Annotated in this window: 13 protein-coding genes; 8 read left to right on the forward strand and 5 right to left on the reverse strand. The window is 44.8% G+C overall.

The window, feature by feature from the left end:
- The first annotated feature begins 359 nt into the window (after positions 1-359).
- The 3 genes from B5F25_RS02340 (at position 360) to B5F25_RS02350 (ending at position 6,141) form a co-directional block, all read left to right on the forward strand.
- On the forward strand, positions 360-3,374 hold the full coding sequence (locus B5F25_RS02340) for a TonB-dependent receptor (protein ID WP_087247341.1): 3,015 nt from the start codon (positions 360-362) through the stop codon (positions 3,372-3,374).
- Between the two features lie 20 nt (positions 3,375-3,394).
- Positions 3,395-5,059 (forward strand): RagB/SusD family nutrient uptake outer membrane protein, encoded by a 1,665-nt coding sequence (locus B5F25_RS02345; RefSeq protein ID WP_087247343.1) that lies wholly within the window; start codon positions 3,395-3,397, stop codon positions 5,057-5,059.
- A gap of 188 nt (positions 5,060-5,247) precedes the next feature.
- A complete protein-coding gene (locus tag B5F25_RS02350) occupies positions 5,248-6,141 on the forward strand; it encodes an Rpn family recombination-promoting nuclease/putative transposase (protein ID WP_087247345.1) in 894 nt (297 codons plus the stop codon).
- A gap of 475 nt (positions 6,142-6,616) precedes the next feature.
- Here B5F25_RS02350 and B5F25_RS02355 read toward each other — a convergent pair whose 3' ends face one another.
- Positions 6,617-7,519: a cation diffusion facilitator family transporter gene (locus B5F25_RS02355; RefSeq protein ID WP_022041187.1), complete on the reverse strand. Its 903-nt coding sequence runs from the start codon at positions 7,517-7,519 to the stop codon at positions 6,617-6,619.
- 219 nt (positions 7,520-7,738) lie between these two features.
- On the opposite strand from B5F25_RS02355, the gene B5F25_RS02360 reads away from it, so the two are divergent.
- The 5 genes from B5F25_RS02360 to B5F25_RS02380 all read left to right on the forward strand — a co-directional run bounded on the left by B5F25_RS02360 (position 7,739) and on the right by B5F25_RS02380 (position 15,201).
- Complete coding sequence (locus B5F25_RS02360; RefSeq protein WP_022041188.1) at positions 7,739-7,915, forward strand: hypothetical protein; 177 nt, start codon at positions 7,739-7,741, stop codon at positions 7,913-7,915.
- Between the two features lie 58 nt (positions 7,916-7,973).
- Positions 7,974-12,431, forward strand: coding sequence for a DUF5113 domain-containing protein (locus B5F25_RS02365; RefSeq protein WP_241148340.1), 4,458 nt, complete (start codon positions 7,974-7,976; stop codon positions 12,429-12,431).
- A gap of 59 nt (positions 12,432-12,490) precedes the next feature.
- Positions 12,491-13,213, forward strand: a complete 723-nt coding sequence (locus B5F25_RS02370) for a DUF5932 domain-containing protein (RefSeq protein WP_087247347.1) — start codon at positions 12,491-12,493, stop codon at positions 13,211-13,213.
- Complete coding sequence (locus B5F25_RS02375; RefSeq protein ID WP_022041191.1) at positions 13,203-13,925, forward strand: AbgT family transporter; 723 nt, start codon at positions 13,203-13,205, stop codon at positions 13,923-13,925. Before B5F25_RS02370 ends, B5F25_RS02375 begins: the two co-directional genes overlap by 11 nt.
- Positions 13,926-14,106: 181 nt before the next feature.
- Positions 14,107-15,201: a TlpA disulfide reductase family protein gene (locus B5F25_RS02380; RefSeq protein ID WP_087247349.1), complete on the forward strand. Its 1,095-nt coding sequence runs from the start codon at positions 14,107-14,109 to the stop codon at positions 15,199-15,201.
- A gap of 81 nt (positions 15,202-15,282) precedes the next feature.
- Here B5F25_RS02380 and hisB read toward each other — a convergent pair whose 3' ends face one another.
- From hisB to hisG, 4 genes are all read right to left on the reverse strand, one after another.
- Entirely contained in the window at positions 15,283-16,407 is a 1,125-nt protein-coding gene (gene hisB, locus B5F25_RS02385; RefSeq protein WP_087247351.1) for a bifunctional histidinol-phosphatase/imidazoleglycerol-phosphate dehydratase HisB, read from the reverse strand.
- Positions 16,404-17,456, reverse strand: a complete 1,053-nt coding sequence (gene hisC, locus B5F25_RS02390) for a histidinol-phosphate transaminase (protein WP_022041194.1) — start codon at positions 17,454-17,456, stop codon at positions 16,404-16,406. The genes hisB and hisC overlap by 4 nt, the downstream gene beginning before the upstream one ends.
- Positions 17,457-17,491: 35 nt before the next feature.
- Entirely contained in the window at positions 17,492-18,766 is a 1,275-nt protein-coding gene (gene hisD, locus B5F25_RS02395) for a histidinol dehydrogenase (RefSeq protein ID WP_087211152.1), read from the reverse strand.
- 451 nt (positions 18,767-19,217) lie between these two features.
- On the reverse strand, positions 19,218-20,069 hold the full coding sequence (gene hisG / locus B5F25_RS02400) for an ATP phosphoribosyltransferase (protein ID WP_087211149.1): 852 nt from the start codon (positions 20,067-20,069) through the stop codon (positions 19,218-19,220).
- Between the last annotated feature and the right edge of the window lie 392 nt (positions 20,070-20,461).

Here is a 20,461-nt window from a genome sequence, read left to right on the forward strand (position 1 = left end):
TCTGTTTCAAGCTGTCTTCTTTTTATGTTCTCCATATCAAAACCGTACGGTTTACATATCGAGAACGTACGGTTTTCAATTGGAGAACGTACGGTTTTGATATGGAAACCATAAAAGGATGATGCCTGGATTGATAATATAATCCAATCCAATCAGAAATACCAATTATTTTAATGGCTTTTGGAATTTGATTATGATGCCCATAACATTATTCTTGGATTAATTCAACACCTTTCCATCCTCCCGGTTTAACAAGTTTGTAACAAGTTTAACACACAAATGAAATGTCGGTGAAACACCCCTGCAAAACCGCTATTTTACTTTTGCAACGAATTTAAACCCTAATAAACAAACAACTTATGCAAAGCAAACTTATTACAAACAAACATGCGCTGAGGAAACTCTTCTCCTTGGCTGTTTTCTTATTGGTAAGTACGTATGCATTTGCCCAAAGTGCAGTAACCGGAACAGTTACCGATAAATCCGGTATGCCGCTGATTGGGGTAAGTGTAGTAGAAAAAGGTACTACAAATGGCAATGTTACCGACATTGATGGTAAATATTCAGTTAAAGTAGAAAAAGGAAAGACACTGGTATTCTCTTACATCGGATATCAGACACAAGAAGTGAAAGTAGAATCAAACGTCATCAATGTTACGATGAACGAAGACAGCCAGTTGCTGGACGAAGTGGTAGTCATCGGTTATGGTTCAATGGAACGCAAAGACGTGACCAGCTCCATCACAACCGTAAAGGCTGAAGACCTGAATGTGGGTGTCTACACCACTCCGGCACAATTGCTGCAAGGAAAAGTACCCGGTCTGACTATCGCCAACACCAGCGACCCGAACGGTTCGGCTTCTATCTCTTTGCGTGGCGCCTCTACACTTCGTACAGGCGAGGCAATGGAACCTTATTACGTTATAGACGGTGTGCCCGGTGTAAGCCTTTCATTGGTAGCTCCAGAAGACATTGAAAGCATTGATGTCTTGCGTGACGCTTCGGCTACCGCCATCTATGGTTCGAAAGCTGCCAACGGCGTAATCATCGTCACCACCAAGAAAGGCAATAAGGATGGACGTACCAACGTAAGTTACAGCGGATATGTAGCATGGGACAAGACGATGAAAACCGTAGATATGATGGATGCCAACGAACTGCTGACATATGCCAATGCAAACGACATAGATATTTCGGCTTATTATGATGCAAGTAACCCAGCCAATACCAACTGGCAAGATGAAGTGCTTCGTACCGGATTCAGCCACAACCATAATGTGTCTATCAACGGGGGTAATGAAAAAACCAGTTATAATGCTTCTCTCAACTTTCTCGAACGCCAAGGCGTAGTAAGAGGTACTAACATGGACCGCCTGACCGCACGTTCTTTCCTGCAAACCAAAGCATTCAACAACCGGTTGGACATCTCGCTGAGTCTGAATGCCAGCATCCGTAACAGTTCTACCGGTCCTACCGGCTCACAAGGACAAAGTGTTCTGGATGCCATGTATTATTACAGCCCATTGGTTCCTGTTAAGAATGCCGATGACTCTTGGTACAGTAATACATCCATTTCACAAAACTACAACCCGATGTCGATGGTCAATGAAGACCGTTACGATACTAAAGAAAAATTGCTGCAAGGTGTGGCCAAAGCCACTTTCCATATCATAGACGGTCTGGACTGGAATTTAAATCTCTCTTATCAAAACCAACAGTATATCTACAGCAATTACAACAGCAGCAAGACTCAATTGCCCAGCGTAGCAGCCCGAAACGGACAAGCAGACCGTAGCACGGTAGAAAACATCCGCAAACAGATGGAAACTTATCTGAACTGGAACCATACATTCAACGACGCACACAAGGTGGGCGTAATGTTAGGATACTCATGGGAACAGTCTGACAACAACGATGGTTTCGGACTGAGAGTATATAACTTCTACAGTGATGACCTGGGTTATTACAACATGGGCATGGCAAACAACATTGACATCAACGATGTTATCAGCAACAATCTTGCCACCCTGCGTATGATTTCATTCTACGGACGTGCCAACTACAGTTATAAAAGCAAATACTTGCTGCAAGCTACTGTACGCCGAGACGGTTCTTCGGCTTTCGGTGTTAACAATCGTTGGGGTACGTTTCCTTCGGTATCTGCCGCATGGCGCATCATAGAAGAAGACTTCATGAAAGACCAAGACATATTCGATGACTTGAAATTCCGTATCGGTTATGGTGTGAGCGGTAACTCATTAGGTTTCGATGCCTTCTATGCCCGTCAGGTATACGGACACACCGGATGGTTTACTTATGTAGATGCCAACGGTACTGAATCCGATTACCGCATCTTAGGGGCAACCCGTAACTCGAACCCTGATTTGAAATGGGAAAGCACCGGTATGTTTAATGTAGGTCTGGACTTTGGTTTTTTCAACAACCGCCTGACCGGTACCATCGAGTACTACAGCAAGAAAACCAGTGACTTGATTTACGACTATCCGGTTTCTACCAACCGCTATTCATACGGTGTAATGACTGCCAATGTAGGCGATATCAGCAACAAAGGTATTGAAATAACCTTGAATGCAGTACCGGTACAAACTAAAGACTTTACATGGAGTACTACCCTCAACCTTTCGCACAACAAGAACGTAGTAGAAAAGCTTTCTAACGAAACCTACTCGGTGAACTACATTGACCAAGCGAATCCGGACGTAGGTGGTTATTCCAGCACTAATGTACAACGCATCATGGAGGGTGCACCTATCGGACAATTCTACTTGTGGGAATGGGCAGGATATGATGAAAACGGTGGTTCTATATTTAATGACTATGACGAAAACGGAAATCTGGTAGGTGTAACAGATGCACCTGATGATAGCGATCGTCGTATGGCTGGTTCAGCACAACCTAAAATCACCTACGGATGGAACAATGACTTGACATGGAAAAACTGGACACTGACCGCATTCTTCCAGGGGGTAGCAGGGAACAAGATTTTCAATTCTACCCGTTGCTATTACAGCCAAGTGGGTCTGGTGGCTGCTGGGAAAAATGTACTGGCAGAAGTCGCAACCGAACAAAATCCACATGATTCACGGGCACAAGCTCCTTCTGATCGTTATTTGGAAAACGGTTCGTACCTTCGTTTGTCTACATTGACACTGGGTTACAACTTCGGCAAGATTGGCAACTGGGTGAACAACCTGCGTCTGTATGCTACGTGCAACAACGTCTTTACTATCACCGGTTATAGCGGTGTCGACCCAGAAGTAAACCTTGGCGGATTGACTCCCGGTATGGACTGGAGAAATACCAACTATCCGCGTACCCGCACGTTCCTTGTAGGAATAAACGTAAATTTCTAAATTAACAAAAAAAGACTTTTATGAAAACAAAACATATATTTTTTTCGGGTGCCTTATTGGCACTGACAAGCGTTGGGTGTACCGACCTTGACGTAGACATCAAATCCCAATATACAGAACTGCCTGACTCGGAGATTGCCATAGAAGCCACTATGAACAATGCTTTCTATGCATTTCGTGCAGCTATCGGACGCCGTTATGATGAAGGCGTATCCTGTAATTCGGATGAATACACCGCGGTCAGTTTCGATAGTGACTACTTGAACGGTCGTGACATGGCAAACTTCTCGTTACATATGATTGACCCGACTAATTCGGCAAACCAATTGAATGTGTACAACGATTTGCAGACGGGTATCACCAATTGCAACCGGGTCATTTTTGATTTGGGAGGCGAGGATGTCCCTGAAGTAGCTCCTGTACGTGCAGCTCGTGCTTTTTACACATTTATGATGATGGAGCACTGGGGAGACACGCCTATTCTCGACCATCTGCTGGCAGATGATGAACGCATAGACCGTTCTCCGCGTGCTGATGTAGCCCGTTGGATTGAATCGGAACTGCTTGCCGTACGTGACAATTGTTATGAAAACGTCGATGCTTCTACCTACGGTAAACCGACTCGCTGGATGGTAGATGCATTACTTGCCAAATTATATATCAACTGGAATGTTTATACACAGGACGTAACCAGTTCAAGCTGGGATCCAAACGCCACTAATGAAAAGTTAAACGATTGTATTGCTGCCTGCGACCGTATCATCGCTTCCGGATACTTTGATTTAAGCGATGACTACAAAACCAAGTTTATGTATAATAACGGCTATCAGATAAAAGATTTCATTTATGTGATGCCGTTCGATGCCTCTACAGCACAAGGAATGACATACGCCCGTTTCCGCACATGGCGCCGTGGACAAAGTGAAAACGGATTCTATAGCATTCCTCTTACTAATTCATTAGGAGGTAATATGACGTTGACACCGGAATTTGTAGAACTATTCAACCTTCCAGGTGACCGCCGTAACGATGTCATAGCCGGTAATGTAGGTGAGAACATTGATATGGAAACTTTTGATGTTTACCAATACAACAATGCTACCGGCGAACCGACTGATGTTCGCAATACATATGGAGGAGTGGATGTGACTTTCACCAAATCCATTACCTTAAAGTCTGACCCAACAGCTGATCCTCCTATCGTCCCGGATGGAGATCTCAATGTGGGTAACGACATGACCGGATGGACACAAGGATATCGCTCCATCAAGTTCTTCCCGAATGCTACAGATTATAACACCTATAGCCGTAACCAAAGCAACGACGTACCTGTATTCCGTTATGCGGATGTGCTGCTGATGAAATGCGAAGCCATCGTACGTGGCGGAACAGCGACCAACGGTGATACACCGATGAGCTTGTTTAATCAAATCCGTGCGTATGTCAATGCTCCTCAAATCGTTGGTGATCCCAGCCTGCAAGACATCCTGGACGAACGTGGTCGCGAATTTCTGGATGAACACTGGCGCCGTAATGACCTAATCCGCTTTGGTGATTTCGAACGCGACTGGGGGTTCAAAAACGACTTTAATCCGAACGCCAATGATCCAAGATACCGCTTATGGCCGTTGAGTCTTGATGTACTTAATGCCAACACCAACTGGGAACAGAACGCCGGATACTAAATGAACATTCATTTTTGATATTTCTAATAAGTCAAAACCTTGCATTGCAATCTGTCGTCGGGAGGACGATAGGGCAATACAAGGTTTTTTTATTTTTCATGCGGTCTCTCCCAAGCAGAAAATCCAAACTGTTTTTGTCCTAAATAAAATTAATTCCTATCTTTGCATCAAGCCATAAACATCTGAATATGAAAGATAATTTTATACGTTTCGACTGGGCGATGAAAAGGTTATTGCGCGACAAAAGCAATTATGTCGTGCTTGAAGGATTCTTGTCAACTTTATTGGAAGAAGATTTGCGCATCTCCCGCTTTTTGGAAAGTGAATCAAACCAAACAGATGAAACAGACAAATTCAACCGCGCCGATATCTTGGTAGAAGACAGCAAAGGGAGGCTGCTTGTCATTAAAATCCAAAACTATCGCGAACTATATTATTATCACCAAATGCTTTATGGGGCTTCTGACATCCTATCGCGATACACTGATGAGGAAACAGACTATAACAAGATATGCAAAATCTATTCCATCAATATTGTTTATTTCAGCATGATTAAAAGCAAGGACTATGCATATCATGGGGAAATAATCTTCCGTGGTTTACACGATTCAGACAACTTTCTAAAATTATCCGTCCGCCAACAAGAATTATTTATAGGTAAAGATGCAGGAGATATCTTTCCTGAATATTATGTGTTGCGCGTAAATGATTTCGATAAAGTAGCAAAGACTCCTCTTGATGAATGGATTAAATTTCTCAAAACCGGAGAAATAGATAAAGAAGCTACTGCAAAAGGACTCCCGGAAGCAAGAGAACGGCTTCGTATCGACACGCTACCCGATGCAGAAAAGCGTGCCTATTACCGGGATATGGAAGCCCTGCGCTACCAACGCAGTGTTATTAAGACAGGCTGGGACGAAGGACATACAGAAGGATTCAAAGAAGGAAAAGCTAAAGGAAGAGCTGAAGGAGAGAAAATGAAAGCAAAAGAAGTTGCTAAAAGGATGAAAGAAATGGGACTTTCCGTAAAAAACATAATCCAATGTACGGGGCTTACACATGAAGAAATAGAAGAATTATAATTCTACATCATTTTACCACAGAGGACACAGAAACTTTCACTGCAAAATGAGATTTACCTGTAATACTCTGTGGTGAATTTTCATTATATAAATGCCAATTAGGAGTTAAAAGGGAGTTATAGGAAGTTATCGCCCACTTGGCGGGCTGGGAGTCAGATGCCACTACCTTTTTGCGCCGGTTTCAGAAGCAAGGCTATTGGCCTTTAACTCCTGAACGAAGTGATAACTCCTGTGAAGTATAACTACGTTTAACTCCTGATTCGCATTATATAAACTAATCATAATACTTCGTTAAATTTATTTGAATTCCGCAAACATCCCATGTAGGGGCGTATTGCATACGCCCGAATGCGCCAACTAATCCACGTGGATGTTTTCAGGACGTATGCGATACTCCCCTACAATACGGATCAGTACTATTCATTATAAATAGTGGGTAATCCCTAAGAGAATTATCATCAGTCATAATGTATGTTTACCGGCAGCAGCACGAATCGTTGCAATGGCTTCCGGGAGATTCGCATTCTACGGTGCTGTGCTGAATGCCATGTTCGCACAGTTCTTCTTTTACAGCATGTTTTACGGTTTCCATTTGGGTCAGGTCTTTTAACACGATGTGGATGGTGGCTGCATTTTCGGTAGTGCTCATCGCCCATACGTGGAAATGGTGGAAGCTTTCCACGCCAGGTACTTCGGCGATGTGTTTCCTCACTTCTTGCAGGTCAATGCTTTCGGGTACGGCGTCTAAGGAAAGGAAAAGACTTTCTTTCAATAATTTCCAGGTAGAAACCAGTATCAAGAGGGCGATGGCTAAACTGATGAAGGTATCAATGAGTACAAATCCGGTCAACATGATGATGATGCCGGATATGACCACGCCTACTGAAACCAAGGTGTCCATTGCCATGTGAAGGAAAGCTCCCCGCACATTTAGGTCGTGCTTCTGGTTTTTCATCAGGAGCCAAGCTGTTACGCCGTTTACAATGATGCCGATGCCTGCCGTCCATGATACAGCTGCGCCTGATACGTGTTCGGGAGTTTTCAGCTTGTAAATGCTTTCGATAATAATGGCGCCTACGGCAATCAGCAGGATGATGGCGTTGAGCAGTGATACTAGCACCGTACTTTTTTTGTACCCATAAGTAAAATGTTCGGTGCTGCGGTGTTTTGACATGCGGAAAGCGAAAAGTGACAGCAGCAGGCTGAACACATCGCTCAGGTTGTGTCCGGCATCGGACAGCAGTCCCAGTGAATTGAAGATGAAGCCTGCACCGGCTTCGATGACGACAAAGAGCAGATTGATGACGATGCATACGATGAATATCGAGTTGAGCGATGTCAGCGTATGGTTGTGTTCGTGTACGTGTTGATGTGACATGATTCTTGTTATTTTATGTTGCTGCAAAGGTAAACGTAATCTTTAGGTTAGCCAATACTTGAAAGTCCGGATTTTGTATTCAATTTGTGTTTTTGCAACTTGGTTGCAATAGAATGGAACCGGAAATACTAAATAATGTAAAAAAGAAGGAGCGAACTGCTATACATTGGGTTATTTATATTTACTTTGAAAATGTTTAAGGTCAAAATAGAAAAAGCTATGAACGAATTAATTGCAAAAATCAAAGAATTGAATGAAGTTTTGATTGCAGATGCCGAATTGCAGGCTTCAAAAGGAAATAAGGCTGCAGGTACGCGTGCTCGCAAAGCTTCGTTGGAATTGGAAAAGGCATTGAAAGAATTTAGAAAAGTATCTTTAGAGGAATCTAAAAAATAACAATTCTTTCGACTGGAGCTAAGAGGTTGTACCATTTGGTTTTTATGTACCTGATGGTATGACCTCTTTTTTCATTGTCATGCAGGGAGGGATTATGCGGACATTACACGGTGCGGTTTGGTTATGGATGGTGTTTTTAGGGGTATGCCTGTCATGTGGCAGGCACACGGGACGAACGGATGCTTATTTGCGGGCGGATTCGCTGAACCGGACGGCTTATGCCATGCGTTACCGCGACCTGGATGCATCGGCGCAGGCTGCACGGGAAGCGTTTCGGCTGGCGGCTGGCAATTCTGACTTGCGTGCCGAGGCATTGAATAGTGAGGCTTTCTGTGCTTTTATGCGGATGGATTTCGAACATGCTTCCCGGCTGTACCGTCAGGCGCTTGGAGAAGGTGATAATGAAATCGAGTTCCTGATAGCTGATGTGGGAATGATGAAGATTTGCCAGCGCACGGCTATGAATAAAGAGTTTTATGATTACCGGAGCAGTGCACTTCGCAGGATGAAACGCATCCGTGAAGACGAGAAGCAGATTACCGACGCACATACCAGGCTTCGTCTGAACTATGCCATATCCGAGTTTTATATCGTTTCAGGTATTTACTTTTATTACCTTCAGCAGCAAGAGGCATCTTTGCAGGCTATAGATGCTATAGATGTGGATGCTATCCGGAAAGATACGGCGCAATGGTTGTATTATGTTTATATGCGGGGGTCAGGCGGTATGTATGAAGCTCCTACACGCGAGAAGTTGCTTGCGGGAGAGTTGGGGTATTTGGTCAATTGTCTGATGACTAGCCGAGCGAGAGGTTATGTTTATTTTGAGGCAAACGCGTTGCAGGCATTGGCCGAATTGTTGAATTTCCGGCGGAACCGTGAGATATTGTCTCGCAACAGCCGGGATATGTTACGTCTGGTAAACGACCGCGACCTGCCTCTTGACAGCCTTCCGCTTGCGTATGCGCGTCAGGCTTTGGATTTGTTCAAGCAATACGGTGACTGGTATCAGATTTCGGGGACTTACCGCACTTTGGCTACCTATTATAATTATATGGGTTGTCCTGAGAAGGCTTTGCCCAATCTGGATACAGCTTTGCAATATGTTAACTTGCATCATGAAAGGTTTTATCATTGTACCGATACCTTTGACCGCCTCCGCACGTATATTCCAGGCAGTGGACGTCCCATTGAATTGAAATGGATAGCTGATGAGGGCATTAAGACCGTTCCGGAGTGGATTCTGCGTTTGCGCGAACAGCTGAGCCGTACGTATTCGGCAATGGGGATGAAGCAGCAATCCGACTATAACCGGAACATTTACTTGGACTTGCTGGACTATACCCGGCAGGATAAGTTACTGGAAAGCCGTTATGCTGCTTTAGAGCGTGAAGCGAAACAGCTCAATGCATTGCTCTTTCTGGTATTGTTTGGACTGGGAATGCTGATAGGTTTGTTTGTCATGTTGAACCGGCGTTGGAAAAAACGGAACCGGCTGTATCTGTCTGTCTTGAAACAGGTGTTTGAATTGTGCCGGAAAATCATATCGGCCGTACCGGCTTCGGCAGGAGACATGAAAGAGGTAGTCGATGCGGTTCAACAGACTGTACGGGAAGATTTCCTCCATATATTCGGTGCCGTGGACATACAGATTTGCCTGAAGGATGAAGATACGGGGGTATTGTCCGATACATTGCCGTTTCTGTTGCCAGAGGGAACAACAGGTTTTCGTTTCGATTTGATTTCTTCCGAGGACGAAAGGGTTATCGGATGTGTCTGGATGGCTTTGAAGCATCCCTTGCATAAGGAAGAAAAAGCTTTGTTGCAATTGGTCTCGCCTTACCTGGCATGGACATTGGTCAATGGGGCTAATCTGGTTTCGCTTGATGACGAGCGCCGCAAGGTGGAGAAAGAGCAATATATCCACCAGCAACATCTGACAGAAAACAAGAAGGAAAATGTGGTGAAGAAAGCTTGTCTGGCTATCGTGACCGGCATTTTACCTTATATCGACCGTGTGGCCAATGAAGTGCGTAAGTTGAGGCTGGCTCCCTATGCCCGTCAGGAGGCAGTAAAGAGGGGGAAATATGTTTATATTGATGAATTGATAACTCGTATCAACGAGTACAATGATATTCTTGCCCTTTGGATTAAGATGCGCCAAGGGATAGTCAGCTTGAACATCGAGAGTTTCTCCTTGAATGAATTGTTCGAAATGATAGGGAAGGGCAGGCGGTCGTTTGAAATGAAACGGCAGACCCTGGATATTTGTTCTACCAGTGCCGTGGTAAAGGCTGATCGTGCCCTGACTCTGTTCATGATTAATACGCTGGCCGAAAATGCGCGTAAATATACGCCTGAAGGAGGGCATGTGGAACTGAGGGCGGATGAAACTGATGCGTATGTGGAAATATCGGTTTCGGACAACGGACCTGGATTGACGGCAGAAGATGTGAACTGTATTTTGGGTGAGAAGGTTTACGATTCGGGTCATATCGGACTGGCTACGGCGGGTGATGTGCAATCATTGCGCAGCCAGAAAGGGCACGGATTCGGATTGATGAATTGTAAAGGCATTATTGAAAAATACCGGAAGACCAATGCCTTGTTTAGCGTGTGCTGTTTTGCCATCGAAAGCACACCAGGCAAGGGAAGCCGCTTTTATTTTCGTTTGCCCAAAGGGGTGAAACGGGCATTGTGTCTCATAGGGATCGTATTGGTGGCATGTGCCGGAACCAGTTGCGGCAGGCATGTTTCTGATGAGGTCCAGGCTCCTGGCCGGGTGGCTTCGTACGATAGTCTGCTGGCAATAGCAAATGATTATGCCAATCAGGTTTACGAGTGTAATGTGGAAGGTTGTTATGCCGATGCATTGGTTTATGCGGACAGTGTGCTCCGTTACCTCAATATGCATTATTTGTGCTATTCGGGATGCGATGCTCCGTTGTTGCAGCTGTATCGCAATGATAACGTGCTGGCAGAGCAAAGCTGGCTGGAGAAGGATTTTGATACCGATTATTACATTTTGCTGGATGTGCGCAACGAGTCAGCTGTAGCCGCTTTGGCTGTGAAAGATTTTCCTACTTATTATTATAATAACCTGGCTTATACTTCGCTATACAAGCAAATCAGCAAAGACCGTTCGCTGGAGCAGTATTGTGTGCAGATGCGTCAGTCTGCCAATAATAAAATCATTGCTTTGGTATTGTTGGTATTGCTTGTTGTCGCTTGTCTGGTGGGGTATTATTTGCTGTACTGGCGGAAGAGGGTGCATTATCGTTACAATATGGAGCAAGTGTTTGTCATAAACCAGGGGATTGTTTCATCGATCCGGCTTAATGGAGACGGTGAAATTATGTCTGAGGTATTGTTTTCCAGGCTGATTGATGAGTTGAATGAACTTTTCCCTGTTTCAGCTTTGGGACTGGCGCTTTTCGATGAAGAAACGGCTGCATTGCGTTGGTATTTCTCTTTTCATACCGATGCTGATGAGGCACGCACATTGATGCAGCGGTGTTTCGACAAGCAGGCTGTGGTGTATGGTGAAGCATCGGGATGGATGGCTTTGCCGCTTCGGGTAGAAGTGGGTGGTGAAATCCATCATATGGGAGTGTTTGCGCTGCAGGTCATGCAGCAAAGGCTGAACGAGGAAGATGTGTTGTTGGTAGAGCTGGTGGTAGATTATCTGGCGGCCGTATTGTATAATGCAGTGGTGCGGGTGCGCGAAAAATATACCGACATTGAATTAGCTCAGGATGATGCCCGCAGGGTGTCTCACGAGGAAAATATGCTTCACGTACAGAATATGGTGCTCGACAACTGCTTGTCTACTATCAAGCACGAGACTATTTATTATCCCAACCGCATCAAGCAGATAATCGACCGGTTGAATGAAAAGGATGTGCTTCCGGAAACGGAAGAACAAGAGCAGTTGCAGACTGTGGATGAGCTGGTAAATTATTATAAGGATATTTTTACCTTGCTCAGTTCGTGTGCTGCCCGCCAATTGGATGAGGTGACTTTTCGTCGTGCTGAAGTCCGTGTAGAATACTTGAATGAAAGACTGGACCGCTATTTCCGGAAGGTTACCCGTAAATTGCCTTTTCAGCTTATGCTGGAAACTCAGATGCCTGAAGGACTGGCGGTCTCGGGCGACAGTGTCCTGTTGGAGTTTCTGTTCGAGAATCTGGTAAATGAAGTATTGCGTTATCCGGAATCTGGTACGATTACGGTATCAGCACAATTGGATAATGGATTTGTCCGGTTTTGTTTTACCGACAGGCGTCGCACGTTTACGCAAGAAGAATTGAATGGTTTGTTTTATCCCTCACTTTCGAGGATGTATGCCGGAAGTGGTAATAAACTGGTCGGGACCGAATTTCTGGTGTGCAAGCAGATTATACGTGACCACGATGAGTTTGCGGGCAGGCGGGGCTGTCGTATCAATGCATGTCCCGAAGAGGGAGGAGGATATACGGTATGGTTTACCATTCCGCAAAAAACAAATAAGGTATAACACAGAAAATCTATTGATATTAACCCATTAGCACATTATCAAATTATCACATTATAATTATGGAAAAGTTTAAAGTCATTATTGTTGAGGATGTGAAATTAGAATTGAAAGGTACGGAAGAAATCTTCCGTCATGAGATACCGAATGCTGAAGTGATTGGAACTGCCATGACTGAGGCTGAGTTTTGGGATTTACTTGATCAACAGACGCCGGATTTGGTTTTGCTTGACTTGGGTCTGGGAGGCTCCACCACTATCGGTGTATCTATCTGTGCCCGTCTGCATAAGGAGCGTCCAGAACTGAAGGTTCTGATATTCACTGGAGAGGTGCTGAACGAAAGGTTATGGGTAGATGCCTTGAACGCTGGTGCCGACGGCATCATATTGAAGACCGGTGAATTACTGACCGCTACTGATGTAGACGCAGTTATGGCAGGTAAGAAATTGGTTTTCAATTATCCTATTTTGGAGAAGATTGTGGAACGTTTCAAACAATCGGTGCTTGTCGAACAACGCAGGCAGGAAGCTTTGATTGATTATGATATTGACGAGTATGACGAACGTTTGCTCCGTCACTTGGCATTGGGGTATACTAAAGAAATGATAACGAATCTGAAAGGGATGCCTTTCGGGGTAAAATCCATTGAGAAACGTCAGAATGACTTGATAAGCCGTCTCTTCCGTCCTGACGAGCGTACCGGTGTCAATGCCTGCCGACTGGTGACCCGTGCTTTCGAATTACGTATTTTGGATATTGATAACCTGGAGCCTGATGACGAATAGGTATTTTTTGCATCCGGCTACTGTGTTCTTCTTGCTTACGTTGCTGGCAGCGTTTTTATCGTGGGTAGGAAGCATTTACGGCTGGGAAGGCATACAGAGCCTGCTCAGCGCCGAAGGTTTCCGCTGGCAATTACGTAATAGTGTGCCTGGGTTTCTGCATGCTCCTTTGCTGGGACATTTGCTGGTGCTGGCATTCGGTGCAGGGTTGTGGATGCATTCAGGATTGGGGGCACTTGGATTACGCTTGTTGCAGAAACGTGGAAAGTGTACCCGTAAAGAAAAGCGGGCATTGGGATGGAGTATCGTAGCGGGAGCCATATGTTTGTTTATCGGTATTGTATTGGCATGGGGACCGTGGGGTGTTGTGCGAAGTATAACAGGTGGGTTAAGAAACTCTCCATTGGCCGAGGGATTTACCAGTTTATTGTCGGTAATGGTAGGGATGATGGCTATGGTGTATGGCTTTGCAATCGATATGTACCGTACCGACCGTGATTTGGTACGAGGTCTGTCGTATGGCTTTGTTTATTTTTCGGGCTATTTTATTACATTGTTTTTCGTAGTGCAGTTTTTTGCCTCTTTACACTATACAGGGCTTGATGCCTTGTTAGGGATAAGTCCTGTAGCATTTCGCATCTGTTATACCGTATGTGCATTGGGCATGTTGTTCTTTTCGGGGAATAAGCCTGCAAGAGACAGGGACAACAGATGATGTGGTTTCTGGCTTTTTACAACAAAAGCGGGCAAAAAAGAAAGAATCTGATAAGATTGAAAAGAGAAGTGTGATGATATTTGAGAAATTAAAAAATGTAAAAAAAAGAGGCGTGTCTCGTTTTGTCAAAGAAAAAGCGTATATTTGCTCAGCGAAAAAAAATTTATAATAATCATAAGATATGAAAACATTTTTGTGGATGGCAACCGCCGGTATGTTGGCGTTTGCTTCTTGTCAGAACAAACCGGGTTACACAATTAATGGTACAATTGCCGATGTAGCTGATGGTGAGATGGTGTATTTGCAGAATTTTGTGGATGGACAGATGATTAACCTCGATTCTGCAGTAGTTAAAGGTGGGGCTTTCCAGTTCAAGGGAGATGCTGATACGATTGCTGCAAGCCGTATCGTATCCTATGCTCCGAAAGGTATGAGTTCCCCGGTATTCCTCGAAGCAGGAACTATTACGATGGAATTGAATAATGAACTGTCGAAGGTATCAGGTACTGTATGTAACGATGCTTACCAGAAGTTCATTGAAGAGTTTTATGCAATCAATAAAGAAATGCGTGCGTTGTATGAGCAGACTCAAAATGATTCATTGAGTGAAGAACAACGTAAGGAAGCCGAAGAACAGCTTAATGTGAAAGATAGCTTAAGCCGTGAAATTATTTATAATACAATTTCTTCGAATATCACCAATGTGGCAGGTGTACAGCTGTTGACTCGTTTTTCAAGCTCGTTCCCGTCAGAACGTATCCAGCCGTTGGTAGATCAGATTCCTGCTTCTATTGCTGCCAATAACGAAGGTGTCGCTCAGCTGAAAGAGCACTTGGCTACTTTGGCTAAGACTGCTGTAGGTCAGAAGTTTGTAGATTTCACCATGAATACTCCGGAAGGAGAAAGTGTAAAATTGTCTGACTTCATTGGCAATAATAAATATACACTGATTGATTTTTGGGCAAGCTGGTGTGGTCCTTGTCGTGCTGAAATGCCGAATGTCGTAGCTGCTTATAAAAAGTACAGTGCCAAAGGTTTTGGTATCGTAGGTGTATCTCTTGACCGTGATGCAGAAGCATGGAAGAAAGCGATTAAAGATTTGAATATTACATGGCCGCAGATGTCTGACCTGAAAGCTTGGGAATGCGAGGGTGCCAAATTGTATGGTGTACGTGCTATCCCTGCTACAGTATTGGTAGATCAGGAAGGAAATATCATTGCGCGTGACTTGCGTGGTGAAGACATTGCTGCCAAGCTGGCTGAATTATTGAAATAATATAATTTATCTGATATAAAATAAACACCCGAGGGTGCATCTGTTTTAGATGTACCCTCGGCGTGTTTTATGGGGGATTATTTACAATGTTCCTTTGCTTGATGGTATTTCGAAGTGATAGATATCCCGGCGGATAGCCATTTTCAGGCTTCGGGCAAAAGCTTTGAAGATACCTTCTATCTTATGGTGTTCATTTTCACCTTCAGCACAGATGTTCAGGTTCATCCGGGCGACATCGCTTAACGACTTGAAAAAATGCAAGAACATTTCGGTAGGCATATCGCCTATCTTTTCCCGGTGGAACGAGGCATTCCATACTAGCCAGGAGCGTCCTCCGAAATCGAGTGCTACCCGGCACAGACAATCGTCCATCGGTAGGCAATAGCCGTATCGTTCGATACCACGTTTGTTCCCCAAGGCTTGGTTTAAGCATTCGCCCAATGCTATTGCCGTATCTTCGATGGTGTGATGCTCATCTACCTCCAAATCTCCTTTTACATCAATGTCCAAGTCGATTCCTCCGTGTTTGGCTATCTGTTCCAGCATGTGATTGAAGAAGCCTAATCCGGTTTGTATGTGGCATGTACCATTCCCGTCCAGATTCATGCAGATGTGGATATCTGTTTCCTTGGTAGTGCGACGCACTTCTGCAGTACGTTCTCCGGCAAAAAGAAATTCTGCAATTTTGTTCCAATCGGTAGTGGCAAGGACACAGGTCTTTTTCAGGTCAGCCTCTTTTATCATTGACATATCCGGTTGTAATAAGATAGCCCGGCATCCTAGGTTTTTTGCCAGTTCTACATCCGTAACACGGTCGCCTATTACAAAACTGCCGGCAAGGTCGTATGTGTCATTGTCCAGAAAATCGGTCAGCATACCCGTACGGGGCTTTCGGGTAGGGGCATTCTCTTCAGGGAAAGAGCGGTCGATACAGATGCGGTCGAAGGTAATGCCTTCATTGGCAAAAGTTTTCAGTATGAGGTTATGTACGGGCCAGAAGGTTTCTTCGGGAAAGGAACTTGTCCCCAATCCGTCTTGATTAGTTACCATGACAAACTCAAAATCCAGTCTTGTCCGGATGAAATGCAGGTTGCGGAACACATAAGGATAAAATTCCAGCTTTTCGAAAGCGTCGAGCTGGTAATCGACAGGTGGTTCGATAACGAGTGTTCCGTCACGGTCTATAAAAAGGACTTTCTTTTTCATTTCGTATCAGATGTGCTATAGTTTCGTAATGCTTCCAGTAACTTGTCGTTTTCCGGGCGTGTGCCGATGGTAATGCGCAGGCAATCTTCGCAAAGTGTAACATTCGAACGGTTCCGTACGATGATGCCTTGTCCTACCAGATAGTCGTAAATGGCTTTGGCATGGGTTACACGTGTCAGGAAGAAGTTGGCATCAGTCGGGAATATACGTTTGCAGCACGGCAGTTGTGCAAATGCTTTCATTAATCGTGTGCGTTCTTCCAATACCGAATTTACCCAGCGTTGTACCTCATAATGACGTTGCATCATGCTGATGGCCTCCTGCTGGGTAAGTCGGTTGATGTTGTAAGGGTATTTTATTTTCGTAAAGATGCCGATGATTTCCGGTGAGGCGAATGCCATTCCCAACCGGATGGCAGCGCACCCCCATGCTTTCGAGAAAGTCTGCAGGATAATCAGATTGGGATATTCGTCAAGGATACCTGTGAATGACGGCTGGTCGGAAAAGTCGGCGTATGCCTCGTCTACGATGACAATGCCTTGGAATTCATTGAGCAAGGTAATGATTTCCTTGGAGTCGAGGTTGTTTCCGGTCGGATTATTGGGCGAGCAGAGGAATATCAGCTTGGTATTGTTGTCTGAAGCGTTGAGCAAGTCTGCTGCTTTGAACTGGAACTTCTCATCCAGCAGTACTTTCCGGTATTCTACATCATTGATGTCTGCACATACCTGGTACATGCCATACGTAGGGTGTATGGCAACTACATTGTCTATGCCCGGCCTGCAGAAGGCACGGAATGCCAAATCAATAGCTTCATCGCTTCCATTGCCCAGGAAGATTTGTTCGGGAGCTACTTTTTTCACAGGGGAAATCAGTCCTTTCAGTTCCCGTTGCAACGGGTCAGGGTAACGGTTGTTGGGTATGTTATAAGGATTTTCGTTGGCATCGAGAAATACCGAAGCGCTTTTTCCGCTGTATTCATCACGGGCAGAAGAGTAAGGTTTCAGTGCCCATATATTGGGGCGTGTCAGTTCTTGTAATGGTTTCATTCGTTCACGGTTTTACGGTTTGTTTTCAGGTTTATTCAGTCGAGCCGTACGGTAACGGCATTTTTATGTGCATCCAGCTGTTCATTGGCTGCCAGTATTTGGATGGCAGGTCCTAAGCGCCGTATTCCTTCTTTCGTGATTTCCTGGAAGGTGATTTTACGGATAAAGCTATCCAGGCTGACTCCGCTATATGCCTTGGCATAGCCGTTGGTAGGTAAGGTATGGTTGGTACCTGACGCATAGTCGCCGGCACTTTCCGGAGCATACGGCCCCATGAATACCGAGCCGGCATTGACTATCTGTTCTGCCACATCTCTGTAATTTTGGGTCTCGATAATCAGGTGTTCGGGAGCGTATTCGTTTACCATGTCAATGGCTTCTGCCAGGTCTTTTACCAGAATCAGTTTGCTGGAACGGAGCGAAAGTTCGGTCAATGCTTTGCGGGGAAGCGTGGCGAGCTGGCGCTCTACTTCTGCTTTTGTCTTTTCCAGCAACTGTTCCGATGTGGTGATGAGGATGGCTTGGCTATCGGCACCGTGTTCGGCTTGAGACAGCAGATCGGAAGCAACATATACCGGGCTGGCAGTTCCGTCGGCAAGTACGGCTACTTCCGATGGACCTGCAGGCATATCGATGGCTACCTCACGCAGGGACACCTGTTGTTTGGCTACGGTTACGTATTGATTTCCCGGACCGAATATCTTGTATACTTTGGGAATGCTTTCTGTACCGTAAGCCATGGCTGCTATGGCTTGTACGCCTCCCGCTTTGAATACTTTTTTTACACCAGCCATGCGTGCTGCGTAAAGGATGGCTGGGTGTATTTTCCCTTTTTGTCCGGGAGGGGAGCAGAGTACGATTTCCTTGCAGCCGGCTATTTGGGCGGGGATGGCAAGCATCAGTACGGTAGAGAAGAGGGGGGCTGTACCGCCTGGTACATATAGTCCTACTTTTTCAATGGCTACAGCTTTTTGCCAGCAGGTCACGCCCGGTGTGGTTTCTATTTTTTTGCTTTCGAAACGTTGGGCTGCATGAAAGGTACGGATGTTGGCTGAAGCTTGCCGGATGGCTTCTTTCAGTTCGGGTGCAATCATGTTTTCTGCTTCTTTAAATTCGGTTTCGTCTACGGCGAGCGATTCAAGTTTTACTTTGTCGAATTGTTCTTCGTATGCGATGATGGCGCGGTCTCCTTCGGTGCGTACTTTATTGATGATGGTGTTTACTGCATCGCGTATGTCTTCGGTATGGAGTGCCGAACGTTTCAGTATCTCTTTCCATTCGGAACGTTCCGGATAACGTATGATGTTCATAAGCGTTTTGAAGTTAAGTGTTTGTTAAAAATAATGATGCGCAAAATAAAGATATATGAATGTCCGCATCTTGCCGATTAACTTGTAGGGGCAGGGTTTGCCTGCCCGAATACATCCACGCAGGCGCATACGGGCGGGCGACCCCCACCCCTACATTGGCTCATTGCGGATATTCAATTAAAGATATATTACTTTGCCGTTTCAGTTATCTTCGTGGACTGCAGCAGTTGACTGAAATGGCTTATGAATCATGCCAGTCAGGAGTTAAAAGGGAGTTAGATGGAGTTATTGCCCACTTGGTGGGCTGGAAGCTAGATGCCAATACCTCTTGCACTGTTTTCAGAAGCAGGACTATTGGCCTTTAACACCTGAACGAAGTGATAACTCCTATGGAATATACCTACGTTTAACTCCTGATTCGCATGAATATATCTTCGTTTTGAAGGGCGTTTTATAATATCATTTTTTCTATCGGGATAACCAGTATGCCTTGTGCGCCTAGCGCTTTCAGCTTACCGATAATTTCCCAAAAGCATTTTTGGTCGAGTACTGTATGTACACTGCTCCATCCTTCTGTAGCCAGCGGCATGATGGTGGGGCTTTTCACTCCAGGTAATACTTCGATGATTTCCTGCAGTTTGTCGGTAGGGGCATTCATCAGTACATATTTTTTGTCTTCAGCTGCTTTTACGGCTTCGATGCGGAAGAGAAGTTCGTCAAGAATGGTTTTCTTTTCGGGCGAGAGTCCGGGATAACCGATTAGTACGGCTTCGCTTTTCATTACTACTTCCACTTCTTTCAGGTTGTTGCTGATAAGTGTGGAGCCGGAACTGACAATATCGAAGATGGCATCTGCCAGTCCGATACCTGGAGCTATCTCTACAGAGCCGGTTATAACGTGGATGTCTGCCTGGATACCGTTGCGTTCGAGGAAGTTGCGTAGTATCCCCGGGTACGAAGTGGCAATTTTCTTGCCGTTAAACCACGATAGCCCTTGATAATTTTCTTCTTTGTGTATGGCTAGTGAGAGACGGCATTTACTGAATCCGAGACGATAGATGATGTCTGCTTTTTCGTTGCGTTCTACAAATTCGTTTTCGCCTACAATGCCTATGTCTGCCACTCCGCTGGCTATGGTTTGCGGAATGTCATCATCGCGCAGGAATAAAACTTCGACTGGGAAATTGCTGGCTTGGGTGAGCAATGTCCGTTTCGATGTAGAGATTTTAATGTCTGCTTCGGAAAGCAGAGCCATGGTGTCGTCGAATAAACGACCTTTGGATTGTACGGCAATTCTTAGCATGTTATTTCTGTTTTTTAGTTGTTTCAAAAAGCAAAAAGGCTTACCGTATTTACGGCAAGCCTTTTTTATCTTATAATAATCAAATTACACGACCTTCAGCCTACCGTATATTTACGTCAGGTAATGATGGTGGCGATGTGTTGTGTAATTTCTCATATTTGTTCTCTTGTTTTTTTCTTTCGTTTGCAAATGTAAAGTGTTTGCGTGTAATATCCAAATATTTATCAGGAAAAAAGTTCTTTTACTTTCAACTTTTCCTTTTTGTGGGCGTACTTAGAAGCTGTTTTGAATTTATCGTGCGATGATTTGGGATGAGTTTTTGAGGCATTTTCGCTTCTGTGATGAGGAAGATAGCGGGCTATCTGACGAAGAACAGGAGCGAAAAAGACCAA

Source organism: Bacteroides sp. An19 (genome assembly GCF_002160215.1).
Lineage (GTDB): Bacteria > Bacteroidota > Bacteroidia > Bacteroidales > Bacteroidaceae > Phocaeicola > Phocaeicola intestinalis.